This window comes from Novosphingobium sp. HNCC26BN242, from assembly GCF_057180525.1.
This window is the reverse complement of the sequence record NZ_JBXUGM010000001.1, coordinates 47,468-68,988: the sequence shown is the minus strand read 5'-3', so window position 1 is coordinate 68,988 and position 21,521 is coordinate 47,468. Positions and strand designations below refer to the sequence as shown.

Annotated in this window: 26 protein-coding genes; 17 read left to right on the top strand and 9 right to left on the bottom strand. The window is 63.0% G+C overall.

The features are described from left to right. Positions 1-11: 11 nt before the first annotated feature. Positions 12-725, top strand: a complete 714-nt coding sequence (locus AC2A1F_RS00360) for a L,D-transpeptidase family protein (protein WP_484206803.1) — start codon at positions 12-14, stop codon at positions 723-725. 9 nt (positions 726-734) lie between these two features. Here AC2A1F_RS00360 and AC2A1F_RS00355 read toward each other — a convergent pair whose 3' ends face one another. The 8 genes from AC2A1F_RS00355 to AC2A1F_RS00320 all read right to left on the bottom strand — a co-directional run bounded on the left by AC2A1F_RS00355 (position 735) and on the right by AC2A1F_RS00320 (position 7,077). Then, positions 735-1,469 (bottom strand): sigma-70 family RNA polymerase sigma factor, encoded by a 735-nt coding sequence (locus AC2A1F_RS00355; RefSeq protein WP_484206802.1) that lies wholly within the window; start codon positions 1,467-1,469, stop codon positions 735-737. Continuing rightward, positions 1,466-3,586: a flagellar biosynthesis protein FlhA gene (locus tag AC2A1F_RS00350; RefSeq protein ID WP_484206801.1), complete on the bottom strand. Its 2,121-nt coding sequence runs from the start codon at positions 3,584-3,586 to the stop codon at positions 1,466-1,468. The genes AC2A1F_RS00355 and AC2A1F_RS00350 overlap by 4 nt, the downstream gene beginning before the upstream one ends. 3 nt (positions 3,587-3,589) lie before the next feature. Further along, the gene (locus tag AC2A1F_RS00345; protein ID WP_484206800.1) at positions 3,590-4,498 is read right to left on the bottom strand and encodes a lytic transglycosylase domain-containing protein; all 909 of its coding nucleotides are present in this window, start codon (positions 4,496-4,498) and stop codon (positions 3,590-3,592) included. Positions 4,499-4,569: 71 nt separating this feature from the next. Beyond that, the gene (locus AC2A1F_RS00340) at positions 4,570-4,953 is read right to left on the bottom strand and encodes a flagellar protein FlgN (RefSeq protein WP_484206799.1); all 384 of its coding nucleotides are present in this window, start codon (positions 4,951-4,953) and stop codon (positions 4,570-4,572) included. Continuing rightward, complete coding sequence (gene flgM / locus AC2A1F_RS00335; RefSeq protein WP_484206798.1) at positions 4,953-5,279, bottom strand: flagellar biosynthesis anti-sigma factor FlgM; 327 nt, start codon at positions 5,277-5,279, stop codon at positions 4,953-4,955. Before flgM ends, AC2A1F_RS00340 begins: the two co-directional genes overlap by 1 nt. A 110-nt stretch (positions 5,280-5,389) precedes the next feature. Next, positions 5,390-5,893, bottom strand: coding sequence for a flagella basal body P-ring formation protein FlgA (locus AC2A1F_RS00330; RefSeq protein ID WP_484206797.1), 504 nt, complete (start codon positions 5,891-5,893; stop codon positions 5,390-5,392). Between the two features lie 42 nt (positions 5,894-5,935). Continuing rightward, positions 5,936-6,382, bottom strand: a complete 447-nt coding sequence (locus AC2A1F_RS00325) for a hypothetical protein (RefSeq protein WP_484206796.1) — start codon at positions 6,380-6,382, stop codon at positions 5,936-5,938. After that, positions 6,379-7,077, bottom strand: a complete 699-nt coding sequence (locus tag AC2A1F_RS00320) for a MotA/TolQ/ExbB proton channel family protein (RefSeq protein ID WP_484206795.1) — start codon at positions 7,075-7,077, stop codon at positions 6,379-6,381. The genes AC2A1F_RS00325 and AC2A1F_RS00320 overlap by 4 nt, the downstream gene beginning before the upstream one ends. Positions 7,078-7,273: 196 nt before the next feature. On the opposite strand from AC2A1F_RS00320, the gene flgB reads away from it, so the two are divergent. The 14 genes from flgB to AC2A1F_RS00250 all read left to right on the top strand — a co-directional run bounded on the left by flgB (position 7,274) and on the right by AC2A1F_RS00250 (position 18,697). Further along, positions 7,274-7,621, top strand: coding sequence for a flagellar basal body rod protein FlgB (gene flgB / locus AC2A1F_RS00315; RefSeq protein ID WP_484206794.1), 348 nt, complete (start codon positions 7,274-7,276; stop codon positions 7,619-7,621). A gap of 3 nt (positions 7,622-7,624) precedes the next feature. Beyond that, on the top strand, positions 7,625-8,035 hold the full coding sequence (gene flgC, locus AC2A1F_RS00310; RefSeq protein WP_484206793.1) for a flagellar basal body rod protein FlgC: 411 nt from the start codon (positions 7,625-7,627) through the stop codon (positions 8,033-8,035). After that, the gene (locus tag AC2A1F_RS00305; protein WP_484206792.1) at positions 8,035-8,370 is read left to right on the top strand and encodes a flagellar hook assembly protein FlgD; all 336 of its coding nucleotides are present in this window, start codon (positions 8,035-8,037) and stop codon (positions 8,368-8,370) included. Before flgC ends, AC2A1F_RS00305 begins: the two co-directional genes overlap by 1 nt. A 21-nt stretch (positions 8,371-8,391) precedes the next feature. After that, complete coding sequence (locus AC2A1F_RS00300) at positions 8,392-9,219, top strand: flagellar hook-basal body complex protein (RefSeq protein WP_484206791.1); 828 nt, start codon at positions 8,392-8,394, stop codon at positions 9,217-9,219. A gap of 26 nt (positions 9,220-9,245) precedes the next feature. Continuing rightward, positions 9,246-9,992, top strand: a complete 747-nt coding sequence (locus AC2A1F_RS00295; protein WP_484206790.1) for a flagellar basal body rod protein FlgF — start codon at positions 9,246-9,248, stop codon at positions 9,990-9,992. Positions 9,993-10,011: 19 nt separating this feature from the next. Then, on the top strand, positions 10,012-10,800 hold the full coding sequence (gene flgG, locus AC2A1F_RS00290; protein ID WP_484206789.1) for a flagellar basal-body rod protein FlgG: 789 nt from the start codon (positions 10,012-10,014) through the stop codon (positions 10,798-10,800). A 14-nt stretch (positions 10,801-10,814) separates the two neighbouring features. After that, entirely contained in the window at positions 10,815-11,594 is a 780-nt protein-coding gene (locus AC2A1F_RS00285; RefSeq protein ID WP_484206788.1) for a flagellar basal body L-ring protein FlgH, read from the top strand. 15 nt (positions 11,595-11,609) lie between these two features. After that, the gene (locus AC2A1F_RS00280; RefSeq protein WP_484208131.1) at positions 11,610-12,707 is read left to right on the top strand and encodes a flagellar basal body P-ring protein FlgI; all 1,098 of its coding nucleotides are present in this window, start codon (positions 11,610-11,612) and stop codon (positions 12,705-12,707) included. Beyond that, complete coding sequence (locus tag AC2A1F_RS00275) at positions 12,704-13,024, top strand: rod-binding protein (RefSeq protein WP_484206787.1); 321 nt, start codon at positions 12,704-12,706, stop codon at positions 13,022-13,024. Before AC2A1F_RS00280 ends, AC2A1F_RS00275 begins: the two co-directional genes overlap by 4 nt. Before the next feature lie 3 nt (positions 13,025-13,027). Next, complete coding sequence (gene flgK, locus AC2A1F_RS00270; protein WP_484206786.1) at positions 13,028-14,365, top strand: flagellar hook-associated protein FlgK; 1,338 nt, start codon at positions 13,028-13,030, stop codon at positions 14,363-14,365. A 32-nt stretch (positions 14,366-14,397) separates the two neighbouring features. Further along, the gene (locus AC2A1F_RS00265; protein ID WP_484206785.1) at positions 14,398-15,318 is read left to right on the top strand and encodes a flagellin N-terminal helical domain-containing protein; all 921 of its coding nucleotides are present in this window, start codon (positions 14,398-14,400) and stop codon (positions 15,316-15,318) included. 31 nt (positions 15,319-15,349) lie between these two features. After that, the gene (gene motA / locus AC2A1F_RS00260; RefSeq protein ID WP_484206784.1) at positions 15,350-16,213 is read left to right on the top strand and encodes a flagellar motor stator protein MotA; all 864 of its coding nucleotides are present in this window, start codon (positions 15,350-15,352) and stop codon (positions 16,211-16,213) included. A 143-nt stretch (positions 16,214-16,356) separates the two neighbouring features. Then, on the top strand, positions 16,357-17,196 hold the full coding sequence (locus AC2A1F_RS00255; RefSeq protein WP_484206783.1) for a flagellar motor protein MotB: 840 nt from the start codon (positions 16,357-16,359) through the stop codon (positions 17,194-17,196). 100 nt (positions 17,197-17,296) lie between these two features. Further along, the gene (locus AC2A1F_RS00250) at positions 17,297-18,697 is read left to right on the top strand and encodes a diguanylate cyclase domain-containing protein (RefSeq protein WP_484206782.1); all 1,401 of its coding nucleotides are present in this window, start codon (positions 17,297-17,299) and stop codon (positions 18,695-18,697) included. Between the two features lie 126 nt (positions 18,698-18,823). On the opposite strand, the gene AC2A1F_RS00245 is transcribed toward AC2A1F_RS00250, so the two are convergent. Further along, positions 18,824-19,648, bottom strand: coding sequence for a flagellin N-terminal helical domain-containing protein (locus tag AC2A1F_RS00245; protein WP_484206781.1), 825 nt, complete (start codon positions 19,646-19,648; stop codon positions 18,824-18,826). Between the two features lie 237 nt (positions 19,649-19,885). Here AC2A1F_RS00245 and AC2A1F_RS00240 point away from each other — a divergent pair, with 237 nt between their 5' ends. Then, entirely contained in the window at positions 19,886-21,154 is a 1,269-nt protein-coding gene (locus AC2A1F_RS00240; protein ID WP_484206780.1) for a sigma-54 interaction domain-containing protein, read from the top strand. Next, positions 21,151-21,519, top strand: a complete 369-nt coding sequence (gene fliE, locus AC2A1F_RS00235) for a flagellar hook-basal body complex protein FliE (protein WP_484206779.1) — start codon at positions 21,151-21,153, stop codon at positions 21,517-21,519. Before AC2A1F_RS00240 ends, fliE begins: the two co-directional genes overlap by 4 nt. The last annotated feature ends 2 nt before the right edge of the window (positions 21,520-21,521 follow it).

The following is a 21,521-nucleotide window of genomic DNA, read 5'->3' as shown; positions in this document are numbered from 1 at the left end:
GGAGCAGGCGGATGATGAAACTGACAGGTCTTTTGAGCAATCGCTGGGTGCGGATGCCGCTGGGCATGCTGGCCACGGGCGCCGCCTCGCTGCTCGCTTTCCATGCAGGCCAGGACATTGCGGGCACCGTGTTCAGCAACAGCATCGCCGAGGCCGCGCCGCTGATCACTGCTGCGGCCGATCCTGCCAATCCCGCCAGCCCTGCGGTGATAACACCAGCAGTTGCTACCCCCAAACCAGCTGACAGTCCCTTTGTGGTCAAATCGATCCTGCCGATCAATGAGCCGATAAAGTTCGGCAAATTCTATTGGGACGAAACCCGCGCCCCTGCCACCGGCCCGCTGGTGGTGACGGTAGACCTGACCGCGCGCGTCATTTCGGTCTTCCGTGATGGACACGAAATCGGCGCTGCCGCGATTCTCAAGGGCTATGGCGAAAAGCCGACGCCGACCGGCGTGTTCCCGATCACCCAGAAAGACGCCGATCATATCTCGAACATTTATGACGCGCCGATGCCGTACATGATGCGCCTGACCAACGATGGCGTGGCGATCCACGGCAGCAAGGTGGAAAAGGGCTATGCCACCAACGGCTGCGTCGGCGTGCCCGACGAATTTGCCCAGAACCTGTTCAAGCTGGCCAAGCTGGGTGACAAGGTGATCATCACCGATGGCCGCAAGATGACCATCGGCGATCCGATCCTGACCGGCGAACACGCTTCCTGATCTGCCAGCCTACAGGATTTCGTACCCCTCACCCAATGCGCTGCGCAGCTTGTCGAGCGCTTGCGCTTTCAACTGATGCACGCGCGGGATGCTCACGCCCAGCACTTCGGCGATTTCGGCAAGGTTGAGCTCTTCAACAAAGTAAAGCTGGATGATCATCTGCAGGCGTTCGGGCAGATCGGTAATCGCAGCCACGACCGAAGCACGCATTTCCTCATCGGCCAGCAGGGCAAAGCTGTCGGGCCGGTCGTCGGCAAAGGCGGCGTTGCTGTCGGAATAGGCATCGTCGATGGCTTCGAAGCGCATCGGCTCGTCCGCTGCTTTCTGGTCCGCCAGCTCCCGTTCGGTCAGGCCCACGGCTGCGGCCAGTTCGGCATCGCTGGGCGGACGGCCCAATTCATTGGTCAGGACCGATGTCTTTTCGCGCAACACCCGCCGCCGCTCAGTGGCAGAGCGGGACAGCGGCGTGGACCGGCGCACCAGATCCACCATCGCCCCGCGCACGCGCAGCTTGGCATAGGCGGCGAAGCCATCCTCGGTCGGCCCATCATGCCGCTGCGAACATTCGGTCAAGGCCACAAGCCCTGCCTGCACCAGATCCTCGATCTCGATCCCGGACCGGCCCGATCCGTGGACATGCCACGCCAGCCGTTTCACCATAGGCAAAAAGCGCCGGATGCGGTCGGATGTCTCGTCTTTCTTATAGGCACGTGCGGCGGCAAAACCGCGGTGGTCATGTTTCATGCGGCAATTCCCTCAAGGGTCGGCTGCTCTTCATGGGGGGGTGTGGTTTGAGCTGACTGGGGAGCCTCGCCTCCGATAACCGAGATCACCTCGATCGGCTGCGCAGGCGGCAGTTCGGCAATGGACAGCACCAGACAGTTGGGCGCACGCAGGCGCAGCAGGCTGGCGAGCGGACGGCGCGCGCGCGGCTGCACGATCAGCGCAATCGGCGGGGCGGCAGGGCCGCGTTCGGCAATGAGGTCAGACACCCGCTCGCCAATCCCGCGCGCCAGATCGGGTTCGATCACCGGCTGTCCGGTGGCCGGATCGTGCATCCCCGATACGATCATCTGCTCAAGCCCCGCTTCCAACGTGACCACGGGCAAGCGATCGTTCGGCCCGCAAATGCGGCCCACGATCATGCTGCCAAGATCGGCACGGAGCAGATCAACCAGCCGTTCGTGATCGGTGGTCTGCTGCAAGGCCTGGCTGAGGGCCGAGAGGATCGGCAGCGGGTGAGCGATGGAAATACCGTCATCAAGCAGCGCGTGGAACAGGCGGGTCAGCGCGCCCAAGGACAGCGGCTGCGGGTGGATCGTATCGACCAGGCCCGCCGAGCGGTCCTTCACGCCTTCGATGATCGCCTTGACCTCGTCCGGCCCAAGCAGCGCCGATGGCCGGTCACCCAGCACCTGATTGAGGTGCGTGGCGATGACCGTGCTGGCATCGACCGTCAGGAATCCTTCGGCAATCGCCAGATCGCGCTGCGCAGGATCAATCCAAATCGCGGGGCAGCCAAAGCTGGGATCGACGGTGCGTTCACCACGCAAACCGTGATCGGGGCTGGCCTCGCCTGCATCGATGGCCAGAATCTTCTCAGGCCGCATGTCGCCCAGCGCAATCGGCACGCCGCCCAGCAGCACGCGATAGGAATTGGGCGCAAGCTCCAGCGAATCGCGCACCCGGAACTGCGGCACGATAAAGCCGAAGCTCTGGCTCAGCTGCTTGCGCACTCCGGTGATCCGCGCCACCAGCGGTGATCCGCGCCGCTCGTCCACCAGATGCACCAGACCATAGCCCATCTCGACCGTGACCAGCGTATGATCGCTGACATCTTCGAGCAGGATCCGGGCAGGATCGATGGCTTCGACAGGCTCAACCACCACCGGCACGGGCCGATCTGAGCGCTTCTTCAGCGTCCACCACAGCCACCCGGAAAGCCCCGCTGCAGGCAGGAAGATCATCTGCGGCATGGCCGGGATCACACCGATGGCCCCCATGATGATCGCCACCGGCAGCCAGATGGCCGGATTGGCAAACTGCCCGCTGATCTGGTCGGTCAGGTTGCGGGCATCGGACACGCGGGTCACGATGGTCGCCGCCGCGATGGACAGGAGCAGCGATGGCACTTGCGCCACCAGCGCATCGCCAATGGCCAGCGTGATATAGAACTCGGCCGCCTGTGAAGCGGTGAGGCCATGGGTAATCATGCCAAGGCAAAAGCCTGCGATGATATTCACGCCAAGGATCAGCAGGGCGGCAATCGCATCGCCCTTCACGAACTTGGACGAACCATCCATCGATCCGTAAAAGTCGGCCTCGGTCGCCACTTCGCGGCGGCGCGCCTTGGCCTCGTCGCCGGTCAGCAGCCCTGCGGCCAGATCGGCGTCAATCGCCATCTGCTTGCCCGGCAAGGCATCAAGGGTGAAACGCGCCGAAACTTCCGAAACGCGGCCCGCACCCTTGGTGACCACCACCATATTGATGATCATCAGGATCATGAACACGAACAGGCCGACCACAAAGTTGCCGCCGATCAGGAACGCACCGAATGCCTCGATCACATGGCCCGCCGCCGCGCCACCTTCGTGCCCGTTGACCAGCACGATGCGCGTGGAGGCCACGTTCAAGGCCAGCCGCAGCAGCGTGGCAAACAGCAGCACCGAAGGGAATGACGAGAAATCGAGCGGCTTTTCCGCATTCATCGCCGCCATCAAAATCGCCACCGACAGCGCGATGTTGAGCACGAAGAACACGTCGAGCAGCACCGCCGGGATCGGCACCACCATCAGCACGATCAGCGTGAGGATGCCGCCGGGCAAGGCAAAGGCAGCGGGAGAACCAAGGCGCTTGAGCATCGCTTAAAGCCCCAGCGCCGAAAGGCGGCCATAGGCCTGTTTGACGTGCGCAGGCGCAGAGCCGCCTTCGTTGAGCGCGAACGTCTGGCGCAAAGTGTCGGCCATTGAATTGCCGCCCGATGGCATCAAACTAGGCGGCAGCGGATTGCCGCTGGCTATTGCTGCGCCTTGAAACTCGCGGGCAATAGGACCGCCGGAAAACTGCGGCGGTGCAACACCAGTGGCAGGCGTCACGCCCATACTGGCGGCCCACTGCAAGGCCTCCTCGCCCCCAGCGCCATCGCTGGCCCGCGCCATCCGCGCGCGGATCAGCTCCATAACTTCGCCCACCGAACGCGCGCCATCGGCATCGTAGAAAGTAGACTGGTTCGCTGCTGCTGCGGCAGGCAGGATGCCAGCGGCACTTTGCGAAGGATCACTGGCCAGTGCGGACAGAAACCTTCCCGCCCCTTCGGCACCAAAGAAATGCGCCAGATAAAGCTCGGCATGATCAGGCGCACGGCCCAGCACACCGCTCAGATGCTCACCGTTATCACCCGCCAGCTCGCCCGCCATGACCGAGGCGATCTGCGGATCGAAGCGTAGTGCCAGCAATTGCGCCCGCGCCGCCGGATCACGCACCGTGCCGCCTTCGATCAGGTCCGCCGCCCAGCCCAGCCCGTGCTTGGCGCCATGCTTGTCCAGCGTGCGCAGCCAGGTTTGCGTGGTAAACTGGTACAGACCGCTGGCGCTGGATGTGCGCGCCTTGGCCGCAGGATCGAGGCTCGATTCCAGCTTCGCCTGCGCCATCAAATAGGCAAAGTCGGTGCCGGTCGCCTGCGCTGCCCCGGCAATCGCGACACGCACATCCGCCCCGGCACCGCTGGTTGCGGCCGGGGCGAATGGGTATGCGGAAATCTGCGGTGAACTCACAAGTCTGCCCTTCCAGCCGCTACTTTGCGGCATTGCGGAAGGGCTTCAGCAAGCCCCGTGCCAAATTGAGATCAGGCGCTGCGCAATCGGTAAATCTGCGCGCTGTTGGCCCGGTAAAGCTGCGCATTGCCGGTCAACGCATCAAGCCTTGCCGAGACATTGGCCGCAATCAGATTGCGCACCTTGCGGTTGGCTTCGTTCAGGCGGCGGGCGGCATCCAGCAGCCCCCGGCACTCCTCGTCCACTAGCGCTGGATCGACATCGGCCAAGGTGCCACACAGGCTGGCCTTGTTCGAAGCGCAGCCCATGATCATGTCCAGATCCATCCCGGCAAGCGCATGCCGTTCCTGCTGCAGCACGGCAAGCATCTGCCGTAGCGTATCACGAACGTCGGTCAGGCTGCCGCCGGTGCCAGTGGGTGCGGTGCCTGTGGCTGCAATGGTTGTAATCGTCATTACTGGTGCGTCCTCAGCAGCATCTGGGCAGCGATCATGGCATCTGCGATCTTGGTCGGGATCACAGGGTAACTGCCTTTCTCAATGGCCTGACGGATAACCTTGACGCGCTCGAAATCGACAGGAGCTGCCTGTCCGGCATCAAGCGCATTTGACCGTTCGACCTGAGCCGCAGCGGCGTTGCTCGCAGCGGTTGCGGCAGCGCCGTCTACAGATGCAACCGGCGCGCCAGTAGCAGTCTTGCCAGTAGCAGTCGTAGCGGTGCGCGCGTTATTGACCTGCACCGGCCCAACCGGGCGCATTGCACCGATTTCAATAGGTGACATGGTTCCGCTCCTCGCGTTTCATGAGAGGCAGAACGGATGCCAAGAAGGTCTTTTAAGGGGCAAAGCGGAAAATTTTTGCCGGTTTGTTAAAATTATCCCGGCAAGATTTGTCACTCAATCGGCACGATCACCAATCCGGGGCGTTCAATCCTGGCGCGAATCGGCACAGCCTTGGCGCTGGTGCGCACACGGATCCATGCGCCAACCGGGCCTGCTTCCATCGCTTCGCCGGGTTGCGAAACGGCAAAGCCATCGCCAGCCACAGCAATAGTTACAGCCTCCCCTCGTGCCACAGCAGGCGGGGCGGCAGATTCCTGCCGGGGGTTGCCGGATGTGGCCACGAACAACCGCCAGCCGCCCGGATCGGGGCAGCGCACCATCACGTTGTCCTGGCCATTGCCATACCACGATGCCACCAGCGGCGAATAACACGGCGCCAGCCGCAAACGCCGGTCCACCGGCATCACCGCCCCACCGGGCAGCCCCGCGCCCGCACCGGTAAAGGCGGCTACAGCTGCGTCTACCGTCGTCAGATCATGATAGCCGGGCGGCTGCGCCATCGCGGGTGACGCGGTAAGCAGGGACAGGGTTAGCGTCAGGGCGATCTTGCGCATTGGTCTGTATCCAGATGTTGGCTTCACACATCTGCACAGCAATCATCGTGCCAATGGCATCGGCTCGGACACCGCCCGTTCGGATGCGTAGGTCAGCGATACACTCGCCCCGGTGCGATCACCCGGCTCCACCAGAATGCGCGCCTGCTTTGCCCGGGCACCCCCCGTTTGCGCCAGTTGCAGCGCCTGAGCGATGGCCGCTTCACGCTGGCCGTCGGCGTAGCGGACCACGATCCGCACCTCCAGCCGGGGATCCTTGCCAGCCTGCGCCAGCCAACTGGCCAATGGTGGCGCGTCTGCGCCTGCGCTCCACACCGCCACAGGATCGCTGTCCAGCGCAGCTGCAACAGCGGATGGTGCAGACGCGGGGGGGGCGACCGACGGCTCACGCTTGCCTGTCAGCGAAAGCGCCGAGGCCGTTGCCAGAAACAGGATGAGCGACAGATCGGCCAGCGCATATTGCCAGCCAGAGCCCGCACGGATGATCATGCAGACTGCCTTTCGCGCGCCGCAGCGGCTGCACGCACGCTACGCACGCCATGTTCGCGCTGCAAAGGCAGATGCGGCATGGCCGGTTCCAGTTGAACGGCCAGCCAGTCAATCACGTCCTGCCGCGCCTGTTCCTCAGCCTGCGCCTGCCGCTCTATCGCCCGGGCCAGTGGTGCCAGCAGGAGATTGGCAAGCAATAAACCGTAAAGCGTGGTAACCACCGCCATCGAAATTGCGCCATTGAGCGCCGCCGGATCAAGCCCGGCTGCAGGCAGGCGGCTGAGCGAAACCAGCGTGCCGACCATGCCGAACACCGGCCCCAGTTCTGCGGACTGTGCCAGGGTTCGCACTGCTACATTGGCCTGCGCCATGCGATTGCGGCGATGCACATGATGGCGCTCGACCAGTGGATCGATAGAGCGCGCGCGGATCATGGCATCGGTCGCGTCGTCGAATTCACGGTCGCCTATGGCGCGCGGGTTGGCTCGCAGGACACCGTCGTTGCGGATGGCATTCACTTGGCCGGCAAGATCGGCCTTGGCCTGTTCAGCCGAAAATCGTGGGTGAAACAGGCCGCCCAGCGCGCGCGCTGTCTGCAAAAGTTCCTTTGGCCCTGATCGCAGCACGGTGGCCAGCGCCGTCCCGCCCAGCACAATGGTTGCGGAAAGCCCGTCGATCAGGGGGTCGAATGCCATGTGCCGAAAAGCTCCTCAGGCCCACAGAACGGCGGCGCATGCCAAAGTTTCAGCCTGCCGCCTGCAATTTGCCGCCACCCGGCAGGACTTTGCCGCCTAATCCCGCTCTTTCGCTGAAAATCCCCGCATTCGGGCAATTGGCACGGCCTTTGCTGAAACATCGACAGCAATCCGTCAGCCAATGAAGGCATAGTGTATGAGCGAGACCCTGTTCGGCATTCACGGCACCGCGCTGGAACTGCGTTCGCAGCGTATGGGCCTGCTCACGTCCAACATCGCCAATGCGGCCACGCCCGGATACAAGGCCAAGGACATCGATTTTGGCGCTGCACTGAAAGCACGCACCGCCGGGGCCAGCGCCGACAAGGCCGTGGATGGTGCCACGCGCTATCGCGTGCCGGTTATGCCCAGCCTTGATGGCAACACGGTGGAAATGGCCACAGAACAGACCGCCTTTGCCGAAAATGCGGTCGGCTATTCAGCTACGCTCAGCTTCCTCAAGGGCCGGGTCGAAACGATCACCCGCGCGATCAAGGGCGAATAAGCGATGCCCGCCAGCAGCCCCCTCACTCTGTTCCAAGTCACCGGCCGCGCCATGTCGGCCCAGCTCGTGCGAATGAACGCCGCTGCATCGAACCTTGCCAACGCCGGAACCGTGACAGCTACCGAGGCCGAGGCCTATCGCCCGTTGCGCACAGTGTTCGGCCAACAGCTTGATCAGGCCAATGGCCTGTCCACTGTGCAGGTGAACGGCGTGATCCGGTCTGATGCCACGCCGATCCGCCAGCACGATCCCGGCCATCCGCTGGCTGATGAAAACGGCGATGTCTGGGCCGCTCCGGTCGATGAAAACGCCGAGATGGTCGAGATGCTCGAAAGCTCGCGCCAGTACCAGAACGTGGTGGAAGCCATGCAGACCGCCAAGCAACTGATGCTCGAAACGATGAGGATGAAATAATGTCGATTGCTTCTGTCACCGCCACCACCGGCGTCAACGGCGCGCAAACATCGTCAAAAGCCGGGCAAGGCTGGGGCGCAATGGGTGCCGAGGATTTCGTCAAGCTGCTCACCACGCAGCTGCAGAACCAGGACCCCACCGAGCCGGTCGACAACACCCAGATGCTCGCGCAGCTCGCGCAGTTCTCGTCGCTGTCCAACCTCAACGACATCAAGGATTCGGTGAGCGGCACCGACGAACAGTCCCAGACGCTTTCGGCCATCGCGACCAAACTCGACACGCTCAACAGCTCGGTCGCGCAACTGCTCGCGCAGCAGTCCGCAACAACCGCCTGATAATCCCCACAGGAGACGCACATGTCCTTTTACACATCCCTGAACGGCCTCAAGAACGCCCAGACCGATCTTGGCGTGATCAGCCACAACATCGCCAACGCCGAAACCAATGGTTTCAAGAAGAGCCGCACCGAATTTGCTGATATTGTCGTCGGCAGCGCCTTTACGAACCCAAGGATGATCGTTGGCGTTGGCGCAACGGTGGAGAGCATCGCGCAGAACTTTTCGCTCGGCCCGGTCGAGCAAACCGGCTCCGCGCTCGACATGGCGATTGGCGGCGATGGCTTCTTCACCACGCGCAACGTGATCACCAGCCAGCTGCTCTATACACGCAATGGCGGCATGACCGTCGATGGCGCAGGCTTCATCACCGATGGCTCCAACAATCGCCTGCAGGTGTTCCCCACCGACGCAACCGGCGCAATCACGTCGACCACACCCACCGATGCCCAGATTCCCGCCAGCAACGGCGTTGATGCAGCCGGCAATCCGATTGAATTTGCTGGCATCACCGTGGGCGGTGATGGATCGGTGATTGCAACGTATGCCGATGGGTCAAACCTGTCGGTCGGCAAAGTCGTCCTTGCCAGTTTTATCGCGCCACAGGGCCTGAAGCAGATCGGTTCGTCCAACTGGGTCACCACGGGCCTTTCCGGCACGCCATCTTATGGCCAGCCGGGCACGGGCCAATATGGCTCGCTCCTGTCTGGCGCCGTGGAGCGCTCGAACGTCGACATCGCCGAAGAACTGGTCAGCTTGATCACCGCGCAGCGCAATTTTCAGGCCAACGCCAAGGCGATCGATACGTCCACGCAGATCACCCAGACCGTGATCCAGCTGCGCACCTGATGGCTTTTGCACACGGAGCCTGATCGATGGATCGCCTGATCTTCACCGCCTATTCTGGCATGGTCGGATCGACCGTGCGCCAGCGCGTCATCGCCAGCAATATGGCCAATGCGCAGACCATCGGCTTTCGCGCCGAACTGCTCAACGCCACGCCGATGACGCTCAAAGGCCCCAGCCTGGAAGCGCGCGCGATGACCGAAGGCGAAGTGCGCGGCGCATCGATGAAGCAGGGCACACTGATCGCCACCGGCAAACCGCTCGATGTGGCGCTCACCGGCGACACCATGCTGAGCGTGCAGGCAGACGACGGCACCGAGGTCTATACCCGGCGCGGAGATCTGGCAGTCAGCGCAGGCGGCGTTCTGCAGAACGGCGAGGGCCGCCCGGTCATCGGCGAAACCGGCCCGATCACAGTTCCATTGGGTTCCAAGGTCACGATTTCCCCCGACGGCGGCGTCAGCGTCGCCAATCCCGAGACACCCGACGCGCCGCCTCAGCTGGTCGGGCGCATCAAAATCGCCTCCACCGTGGGCACCCGGATCGACAAGGGCCTCGACGGCCTGTTCCGAGTGAGCGCGCAAGACGGCGGCGTCCTCCCGCAGGACGAAGACGCGAGGCTCGCCGTCGGCAGCCTTGAACAGTCCAATGTCGATCCCACGCGCGTGCTGGTGGAAATGGTCGAAGCTCAGCGCCTGTTCGACATGCGCACCAAAGTCGTCAGCCAGGCGCGCGAGATTGATGAATCCAGCGCCAGTCTGATGCGCATTTCCTGAATTTGAAAGGTAAGTCCCGATGCCCAGCTCCGCCCTCCACGTCGCCCGTACCGGCCTTGAAGCGCAGGACACGCGCATGCGCGTGATTGCCAACAATCTGGCCAACGTCGGCACCACCGGCTTCAAGCGCGACCGCGCGAACTTTGCCACGCTCGCCTATCAGGATGCGCGCGTGGCAGGGCAGCAGTCTTCAAACGAAACCGCCTTTGCCACCGGGCTGAACCTCGGCACCGGCGTGGGCGTGCAGGCCACCACGCGCATTGATACGCAAGGCTCGCTGCAGACCACCGGCAACGCGCTTGATCTGGCGCTGGATGGCGATGGCTATTTTCAGGTGACGCTGCCCGGCGGCCAGCTGGCCTATACCCGCGCGGGCAATTTCTCGCGCTCTGCCGAAGGCCTGCTTGTGACGGCCCAGGGCTATGCACTGAACCCGGCCATCACCATTCCCGAAGGCGCCAGCGCGATCAGCATTTCGCAAGATGGCACCGTTTCGGCCACCGTCGCGGGCCAGACCGAACCGGCAGGCCTTGGCCAGATTACCATCGCCAGCTTTGCCAATCCCGGCGGCCTGCAATCGCGGGGCGACAACTTTCTGGTAGAAACCGCCGCATCGGGCGCAGCGCAAGTCGGCGCTCCGGGTGAGCTGGGGCGCGGCAATATCCGCCAGGGCTTTCTCGAAGCCTCCAACGTCAACGTGGTGGAGGAGCTAGTCGACATGATCGAGACCCAGCGCGCCTACGAGATCAATTCCAAGATGATCTCGGCGGTCGATGAAATGCTCCAGAACGCGAACCAGACCCTGTGAACCTGGCAAAAGCTGTGAACCTGACAAAAGCTGTGAACCTGATGGAAACCCCGATGGAAACCCCGTTCGAGCGCCACTTCACGCTGACCCGCAAGCCCGCGCCCATCCCCCGTGCGCGCACCCCGCGCGGGCTGCTGACCGGCGCAATTATCGCAGCAGTCCTTACATGGCTGGTCGATCCGGCATCGGCCGCAAAGCCCAAGCCGGGCTTCGAACCTGCCGTGGCCCCGCCGGTCCCAGCCCTGCCCACTGCACCCACCGCCGGATCGATCTTCAACGTCAACACCGGCTACATCGGCTTTGTCGAAGGCCGCCGCGCCCATGCCGTGGGCGATACCTTGCGCGTGATGCTGGTCGAAAACATGACCACCGCCAAGACTGCCAGAGCCCAGACGCAAAAGCAGGGCCAGTTCAATGTGGTCCCACCCACCGCCGGGCCGTTGTCGTTCCTCAATCCCAATGCCCTTAATGCTTCGGGCGGATCGTCGTTCAATGGGCAGGGCAATGCCACGCAAACCAGTTTGCTGACCGGCGAAGTGGGCGTGACGATCGTCGAAGTGCGGGCCAATGGCACCGCGTTTGTCCGCGGGGAAAAGCGCATGGTGTTAAGCCAGGGTCAGGAATGGGTGCAGTTTTCCGGCATCGTGCGCCTTGGCGATGTCGATCAGGAAAACCGCGTCCTGTCCACGCAGGTTGCCGATGCGCGCGTCGAATACGCCGGCAACGGATCGGTCGGCCGCGCCAGCCGCGAAGGCTGGCTCAGCCGGTTCTTCAACGCCATTTCGCCGTTCTGACGAGTGCACATGATCATGTTCCGCTTTGCCCTTCCCCTGCTGCTGGCCCTTTCGGCCCTCCTGCCCACCCCGGCACTGGCTGAGCGCGTGCGCGATCTGGGCGAGTTTCAGGGCGTGCGCGCCAACCAGCTCACCGGCTATGGCATCGTAGTGGGCCTTGCGGGCACCGGGGATGACAATCTTGAATACCTGACGCAGGCGATGCGCGGCACCGCCGGAAGGCTGGGTGTGCAGTTGCCCCAAGGCATCAGCCCCCCGCTCAAGAACGCTGCTGCCGTGCTCGTCACCGCAGAACTGCCCGCCTTTGCCAAACCCGGCCAGCGTATCGATGTAACCGTATCGACCATCGGCCGTGCCAAATCGTTGCGCGGTGGCGCGCTGATCATGGCCCCGCTTTACGGAGCGGACGGCCAGATCTATGCGATGGCGCAGGGCAATCTTGCCGTCGGCGGCCTTGGCATTGCCGCGCGCGATGGCTCGCAGCTTACCGTCAATATCCCCACCGTTGGCCGCATTGCCGAAGGGGCCAGCGTTGAACGCGCGGTCGCCACCGGGTTCGACAGCGGCGAAGTGCTGCGCTGGAACCTGTTTGACGCCGATTTCCTGACGATCCAGCGCGTGCGCGATGCGATCAACCAGCGCTTCCCGCAGTCCGCCATGATCGAGGATGGCGCAACGCTGGCCTTGCGCCTGCCCGCAGGAGCCGATGCCCGCGCCACCACGATGGCCGCCATCGAAATGCTCGACATCACGCCTGCCGAAACCCCGGCCCGCGTGATCGTCAACAGCCGCACCGGCACCGTGGTGATCAACAGCGCGGTGCGCCTTGCGCCTGCTGCGATCAGCCATGGCCGCCTGGTCGTGAAGATCGACGAAAAGCCGCAAGTCTCGCAGCCCGCCCCCTTCAGCCGGGGCCAGACCGCGATCACACCCAGCAGCGACATCAAAGTCGAAGAAAAGGACGCCAAAGTCGCGCTGTTCAAACCCGGCGCATCGCTGTCCTCGCTGGTCGATGCGCTGAACAAGCTGGGCACCAGCCCGTCAGACCTCGTGGCAATCCTCGAAGCGCTCAAGCAAGCAGGCGCGCTCAAAGCCGAGATGGTGGTGATATGACCGCGATTTCCTCCACCTCATCCACCGCGCTCTCGCTCACGCCTGCCGCCGCGACCGACCGCGAAAAGCTGGCCGGTGCCGCAAAGCAGTTTGAGGCGATTTTCCTGCGCCAGATGCTGGCAGCGGCCCGCTCAGTCGATTTCGGCGGCGATGACGTGTTCGGCAAGATGGACGAAACATTCGTGCAGATGCGCGATGAACGCTTTGCCGAAATCGCCTCGCAATCAGGCGCGCTGGGCCTTGCCGCGCAAATCGAACGGCACCTTGCCGCGCTGCTTCCGGCAACTGCTGCAACCCCAGCGACGGAGGCAAAATAAGCCATGGGATCAGACCTCCTCGCCATTGCCCGCAGCGGCGTTCGGGCTGCCAAGATCGGGCTGGACCTGACCGCGCAGAACATCGCCAATGCCTCGTCCGAAGGCTATGTCCGCCGCTCTGCCAACTTTGTCGAAGTAGCGCAGTCCGGCGGCGCAAACCGCATTGGCGATCTGTCGCTTTCGGGCGTGCGGCTGGATGGCATCGTGCGCAATGCCGATGCCTTTCGCCAAGCCGAAGTGCGCCGCACTGGATCGGATGTTGCCCGCGGCAGTGCCGAAGTGGCGGGCCTTGCCAACATTGAATCCGCCATCGAACAATCGGGCGTCTACGAAGCCATCGTTGATTTTGAATCGTCGCTGCAGCGGCTGACGCAAGATCCGGTCGACACCTCGTTGCGCGCCTCGGTGATCGAAAAAGCGCGCACGATGGTCAGCACTTTCAACATCGCCGGGCAGGAAATGGCAGCGGCTGGCGAAGGCCTGCGTTTCCAGGCGACCGATGGCGTAACGCAAATAAACCGCCTTGCGCAGGAACTGGCACGCACCAACAGCCGCCTTGCCCGCGCCTCCGATGCGACCAGCGATCAGACCGCGCTGCTCGATCAGCGCGACAAGCTGCTCGAAGACCTCAGCGGCTTTGCGAATATCGCCACCACGTTCGGCGCAGACGGGCAAGTGCAGGTCAAGATCGGCGGCACCGGCGGTGAAGATCTGGTCACTGGCAACAACGCCGCCACCGTGGCCATCGCAACAGCAGCAGATGGCACGATCAGTTTCAGCGTTGGCGCAAATCCGCTGGCGCTTTCCGCGGGATCGCTGGCGGGGCAGCAACTGGCCCTGACCAAGAGCGCGCAGTTGCGGGCCGATGTGGATCAACTCGTCGATGACTTGGTTACCGATTTCAACGCTGCCCAGACAGGTGGCGATGATCTGGATGGTGCCGCCGGTGTGCCGATCTTTGCCGGCAACAGTGCCACATCGTTTGAACTGGTGGTGGATGATGGGCGCAAACTGGCCACAGCGCCGGCAGGCAGTGATCCCGGCAGCCGCAGTGCCGCAAACCTTGCCGCGATCCGGTCGGCGCTCGCCGGGGTCAATCCCGCTGGCACGATGGACGCCATCCTGTTCGACATCTCGGGAACGCTCGCGGGCCGAAATGTCACGCTTGGGGCGCTTCAGGCCATTGCCGATACGGCCAAGGTCGCGCTTTCAGCGCAAGCGGGCGTCGATCTCGATCAGGAAGCCGTCAACCTCGTACGATTCCAGCAGGCCTTTCAGGCCTCTGGAAAGGTCATGCAGGTAGCATCCGACATTTTCGACACCATTCTGGCCATCAGATAGCCAAACAGCAGATGAACGGCAGGTAATCAGCCATGAGCACGATCTTTGGCACATCCACAGCAGCGTTCTATGACCGCTCCTTGTCCAACCTGTCCGCCTTGCGCAGTCAGGCCGAGGAAACGCAGGCCGAACTGTCCAGCGGCCAGCGTCTGCAGCGGTCCTCTGATGATCCAGTCGCCGCCTCGCGCCTGCGTCAGCTCGCCCGCGCTGATGCCTTTGATCAGATTGATGAAGCCGCGACCAATCGCGCCACCACCGATCTGACGCTCGCCGACGATGCCCTGACACAGATCACGACGTTCGTAATCCGCCTGCAGGAACTGGCAACACAAGCGGCCTCGTCCACACTCAGCAGCAGCCAGCGTGCCGGGATTGGGCAGGAAGTCATCCAGATCCGCGAGAATCTTGTCGGGCTGGCCAATTCCCGCGATGCTGCAGGCAATGCTCTGTTCGGCGGTGTCAGTGCTGGTGCTGCCTACACGCTGGATGCTGCGGGCAATGCGACTTATACCGGCATCGGTGATCCCGGCACCATTTCGCTTGGCGCGGGCCAATTCGTTTCCCGCGGAGTAACCGGACCGGAGTTCCTGCAATTTCAGTCGGGCGGCGTGCCCACCGATCTGCTCACCTTGACCAAAGATCTGGCTGACGCGCTGACCAGCGGAACCGGCGGGGCGGCGGCGGCCACGGCTGCGCTTGCAGGCCTCAGCGATGGCCTTGATGCTATCACCACCGCACAAACCGTGATCGGCTCACGGCTCAACTGGATCGATCTCAACACCGAACGCCGCATTGGCCTTTCGGAACTGCGTATGACCGAACAGACTGAAGTGGGCGGCACCGACATGACCGAATCCATCGCAAAGCTGCAGAACACCATGCTGGTGCTCGAAGCCAGCCAGGCCAGCTTCTCAAGGCTCGCCAACCTTTCATTATTCAGCGTGCTGCGTTGATCGCCCACGCCGCAGACCGGGATAACCTGTCATGTTCGTAGCCATCGGTATCGTCATTCTGCTCGCCATGGTGTTTGGCGGTTTTGCCATCACCGGCGGCGATCTGGGCCCCGTGCTGCACGCACTGCCGCACGAAATGCTGATCATCGGCGGCGCTGCGGTGGGTGCCATCGTCACCGGCAACTCGATGCACGAGTTGAAGGGCATCGGCGGCGGCTTTGCCAAGACCTTCAAGGGACCAAAGCACAACAAGCAGGATCACATCGATGCGATCGTGCTGTGCACCAAACTGATGAAGATCCTGCGCAGCGATGGCCCGGTGGCGCTGGAAAGCCACGTCACTGACCCCAAAAACTCGCCGATCTTTGCCGAATACCCGCGCCTTGTCGCCAACCACGCGCTCACCTCGTTGATCTGCGATACGCTGACCCTGATCGTCGTGTCCTCGGGCACGCTTGAGGTCCACGCGGTGGAGGACGTGATGGACCATGCGATGAAAACGCACTTCCATGAAGAGCATGAAGCGCAGCATGCCATTCAGGGCCTTGCCGATGCACTCCCCGCATTGGGCATCGTGGCCGCCGTGCTCGGCGTGGTGAAAACCATGGGCTCGATCGACAAGCCGCCATCAATTCTGGGCGCGATGATCGGCTCGGCGCTGGTCGGCACGTTCCTTGGCATTCTGCTTGCCTATGGCATGGTCGGCCCCATCGCGGGGCGGCTCAAGCAGGTGCTGGAACAGGACGAGATGATCTTTCAGGCGGTCAAGCAGGTGATCATCGCCAGCTTGCACGGCTGGCCGCAACCGCTGGTGGTCGAAAGCGCCCGCTCCGGCCTTGGCCACGCCTATCGCCCCGGCCTTTCGGAACTCCTCGACGCTCTGCGCGGCCGTTAATCGTGCGTTTCCGTTACACAAAAACGCAGTCGGCACCGGCCTGCCCTCCCGCCCGGCCACCCATTCAGGATACTCGCATGGGTGGCCGGGCGGGGGAGCGGGCCGGCGCCGCTTCCGCCGTAGCGGAAAAGGATACCTGACCGATGGCCAAGGCACCGGCAAAGGGCAAGAACGAGCCGCCCAAACCGATCATCGTCAAGAAGATCACGATTGTCGCAGGCGGCCACCACGGCGGCGCGTGGAAGGTTGCCTATGCCGACTTTGTAACCGCGATGATGGCGTTCTTCCTGCTGATGTGGCTGCTGGGTGCCACCACCGAAAAACAGCGCAAGGGCATTGCCGATTACTTCACCCCCACGCTGGTCAAGATGAAGCAAGGCAGTGCAGGCGGCAATGGCGTGCTGGGCGGGTCGTCGCTGACCGATGCCGACAAGTATCCGCATCGCGCAGGCCAGACCGGCACCCAATCGCTAACCGTACCACGCGATGCCAGCGGCGGTCCCAAGGAGGGCGCTGCAAAGTCCAAGCGGACGCAGGCCATGAAGGAGCGCATCGCGCAAAAGCTTGAACAGTCCGAAAAGCTGCGCAAACTGGCGCGCCAGGTGCGGATGACCGAAACCCCCGAAGGCATCCGCCTTGATCTGGTAGACGATGCGAACTTCTCGATGTTCCTTCTGGGCACCACAGTACTCACCCCCGATGCGGCCGAGCTGCTGAGCGCCATCGGACAGGCCATCGCGCCCGATCCAAGCCAGATCACCGTGCGCGGCCACACCGATTCGCTGCCGTGGAAGAATGGCGTGGCCAACAACTGGTCGCTTTCGGCCGGGCGCGCCGAATCCACCCGGCAGGCGCTGATGCGCCAGGGCATTGCCGAACCGCGCTTCCGCCGGATCGAGGGCGTGGCCGATCGCGAACCGCTGATCCAGGCCAACCCCGCCGACCCCCGCAACCGACGCATGTCGATTCTGCTCATCGGTTGATCCGATTATTCAAAAGTTTCAAACGCTTCACCGCACGCTTTAGAAAGCGTTAACGGCTTGGCGCGCTTATGGATGGCAACCGCCAGACCGGAGTCGCCCAGTGCCGTTTCTTGAAAAGCTGCTCGCCGCGCGCGATCCGGGGCTGACCGATCTGGTCGATGCAGGAAGCGCCCTGTTCGATTGCCCGATGGCGATTGTCAGCGTGCTGGATGGCGATTGCCAGCGCTTCATCGCCCGTCGCGGCATCGCAGCAGAACAAACCCCGATCGAGCAATCCTTCTGCCGTGTCGCAGTTGCTCAGGATAGCTTGCTGGTGGTGCCTGATACCCACCTTGACGCGCGCTTTGCCAACAATCCGCTGGTCACGCAGGACCCGCACATCCGCTTCTATGCCGGCGCGCCGATCCGGGTGCGCGCGCATCCCGATGCCCCGATCGCTGGCATCGGCGCATTCTGCCTGATCGACAGCGCCCCGCGCACCTTCTCGCCGGCAGATAGCGCCCGCCTGATCTCGTTCGCTCGGGGCGTGGAAGCCATGGTGCAGTCGCGCCTGTCCAGCATTGCGCTGGCCGAGGACACCGTGCTGCTGAAAGCCATGCTGGCCGAAAAGGAGCGCGCCGAACGCCAGTTCCGTCAGGCTGAACGCCTCACGTCCATCGGCTGCTGGCGGCTGGATCTGGCCACCGGCCGCGTCAATTGGTCCGAAGGCGTGCATGATATCTATGGCGTCCCGTTCGGCGGCTCGCAGCAGCTTGAAGATGCCCTCGCCTATTATCCGCCGGATCACCGCACGCGGCTCGAAACCGCGCTCGCGGCGACAATCGAGACCGGCAATCCGCTTGATATCGAACTCGATTTGCTGCCCGCAACCGGGCCCAAAAAGCGGGTGCGCGCGATTGGTGAGGCAGAATTGGCCAATGGCCAGATCACCGGCCTGATCGGCGTGTTGCAGGACGTGACCGCAAGCCACCGGTCAATCCGCGAACTGTCCAAACGCGCCAACACCGATGAGGTGACGCTGATCGCCAGCCGCCACAAGTTCGTGTCCTACATCGATGCCCGCGTCGATCTGGCCAAGATTGCGCGCGAACGGCTGGCACTGATGCTGATCGATCTTGATCATTTCAAACAGGTCAACGATACACTCGGCCATGCTGCCGGAGACGATGTGCTGCGCGCTGTGGCTATGGTGCTGCGCTCGCCCTGGCTTAAAGGCTCGCTCGCCGCGCGGCTTGGCGGCGATGAATTTGCCCTCGTCATCACCGATCCCGCACTGGTGGCGCAGCTTCCCGAAGTTGCAGCGCGGCTGGCGCAGGAATTGCGCTTCCCGCGTACGTCGGCTGCAGGAGACTTCACTGTTTCGGCCACGATTGGCTGTTCCGAATTGACCGGCACCAGCGATACCCGTCACGATCTGCTGCAACGCGCCGACCGGGCTCTTTACCGCGCAAAGGCACAGTCGCGTGGCACGTTCTGGGTGGATTCCACCGTAGCTGCCTGAAATCTTACAAAAGAAGCCCGGCGGCCTTGGGAAAGGGGCCGCCGGGCTCTTTGATCGGCCCCCGGTGGAGACGGGAGCCGGTTTGATCAGCGCCCGGTGGAGACAGGCGCCGATCGGTTGAGAAACTTAGCGCAGCAGCGACAGCACGTTCTGCTGGCTCTGGTTGGCCTGCGCCAGCATCGCGGTCGATGCCTGGCTCAGGATCTGGGCCTTGGCCATCGCCGTGGTTTCGGCCGAATAGTCGGTATCCTGAATGCGCGAACGGGCATCCGAAATGTTGGTGATGTTGTCGTTCAGGTTGTTCACAACCGATTCGAGACGGTTGATGCCTGCACCCAGCGTGGAACGCGCGCTGGAGATGGCATCAAGATCGGTGTCGAGATCGGTCAGCGCCGCGTTTGCAGCTGTGGCGGTTGAAACGTCATAAGAACCAGCACCGCCGTTTGCAGTCAGCGCCGTCAGGTCGGCCATGGTCAGATCGACCGTATCGACACCTTTCGAACCCGTCTGCACCGTGACTGTTGCCACCGAAGCGTCAAACAGCTTCACACCGTTGAATTCGGTGTTGTCGGTGATCTGCACGATCTGCGCGGTCAGTTCATCGACTTCGGTCTGCATATAGGCACGGTCGGTGGTGTCCTGATAGGTGCCCGATGCCGATTGCACGGACAATTCACGCACACGCTGCAGCATGTTCGAAACTTCGTTCAGCGCGCCTTCTGCGGTCTGGGCAAGGCTGATGCCGTCGTTCGAGTTGCGCACGGCCTGGCTCATGCCGCGGATCTGCGCCGTCATGCTCGTCGAAATGGCAAGGCCTGCCGCATCGTCCTTGGCACCGTTGATACGCTTGCCGGTCGACAGGCGCTCCATTGCCGTGCCGAGCATCTTGGATGCGCTGTTTGCAGAATTGCTGGCGCGGATCGCGCTGATGTTGGTGTTGATAACGGCCATTTTTCCAGTCTCCGATGTGGGGGTGTCGTCCCGAATGGACTGCCGGGCCAAGGGGATCGACGCGGCTGTCGAGACAAAGACCGGCAAAGGCCTGCCGGTTTTAAGTCACCCCCCGGCAAAAGCCTGCCGCATCTAGGTATTGGCACTAGGGGATTCCCTACCCCTTAAAGTTTCAACCTGTTTGCCGGTTACGCGCGAAAGATGGGGCCACACAGGATGGTTAACAGGGGTTTCAAAATGATTCGCGATTTCGGGGCATTGCAGTTCACCGAAGCGGCAGCGAAAGCCCATCCCGCGCTGGTGCAGCGCGCGGCATCGGTGCTTTCGTCCTATGGCGCGCCGGGCGATGCCATATTGGCAGACGCATTCGAGAACGCCACGGTGCCACCGCGTGCGCAGGCAGTGCTGCTTGAACGCGCCAGCACGGCTGCCATCGAACGTCAATCGGGCAGCCGCATCGCCACCTTGCGCTATGCCGATGGTGCAGGCGAAGCCACACTTGCCGCACTGCTGGCCTGCGCCACCAAGCCCGGTGCGCCAATCGCGGCTGATCCTGAAAGCCTGTCGGTCCTCGCGCTGGCTGAACGCATTGCCGCCACCGACATCCCTGTCCTGATCAACGGCCCCACCGGTACCGGAAAGGAAGTGCTCAGCCGCTTCATCCACGAACGCTCGGCCCGCGCGGGCAAGCCGTTCATCGCCATCAACTGCGCTGCCATGCCCGAAGCGATGCTCGAAGCGCTGCTCTTCGGCCATCAGAAAGGCGCCTTTACCGGAGCCAATGCGGCCAGCGAAGGCTTTTTCCGGGCGGCCGATGGCGGCACGCTATTGCTCGATGAAATCGCTGAAATGCCCCTGCCCTTGCAGGCCAAGCTGCTGCGTGCCTTGCAGGAAAGCGAAGTCGTGCCTTTGGGCGCAACCCAGCCGATCAAGGTGGACGTGCGCGTCATCGCCTGCGCCAACCGCGATCTGCCACTGGAAGTGGAGGAAGGCCGATTCCGCGCCGACCTGTTCTATCGGCTTAACGTCTTCCCCCTTGCACTGCGCCCCTTGAACGAACGGCCCGCCGATATCGCCCCGCTCGCCTTTGCCATGGTGCTGCGCCATGCGGCCCAAAGCCCCTGGATTTCGGATGCGGCGCTTGCGATGCTTAAAGGCCATTCCTGGCCGGGCAATGTGCGCGAACTGGAAAACGTGGTCCGCCGCGCACTGGTGCTGGCTGGCCCCGCCGAGGCCATCGGCCCTGAACATATCGCGTTTGACCGCACGACCCGCCTTGTCAGCGCGCCTATCGCCCCGCCCGAAACGGGTGATGCCAGCCTGTCGAACATCGTGCAGATGTCGGAAGCGCGTGCGATCATTTCTACGTTGGAAGCTTGCAACGGCAGCCGCGTGGCGGCCGCGCGCCAGCTCGGCATCTCCGAACGCACGTTGCGCTATCGCCTTGCCAGCTTCCGCGAAGCCGGCATTGACATGACCTTCCGCGCCGTGGGTGGCCGGCGATGAGCGGCATCTCCGGTTTGGGGAGCCGGGCTGCGGGCATTCAGGACATCATGGCCCTGCGCCAGCAGATCATGGAGCGTTCGCAACTGCTCCAGCAGGTCAGGGCACCAGATGCCACTGCGGCTCCGCAGGCGCCATCCGGCCCAGCAGGCAGCTTTACCGATACGTTGAAGGGCGCGCTCGATACGGTCAACGCCGCCCAGCAGAAATCGTCAGAGATCAGCGCAGCCTATGAAAAGGGCGAAGTGACCGACATCGCCAAGGTCATGCTGGCCCGGCAGGAATCGGGCATCGCCTTCGAAGCCACGCTGCAGGTCCGCAACAAACTGCTGAATGCCTATCAAGACATCATGCGGATGGGAGTGTGAGT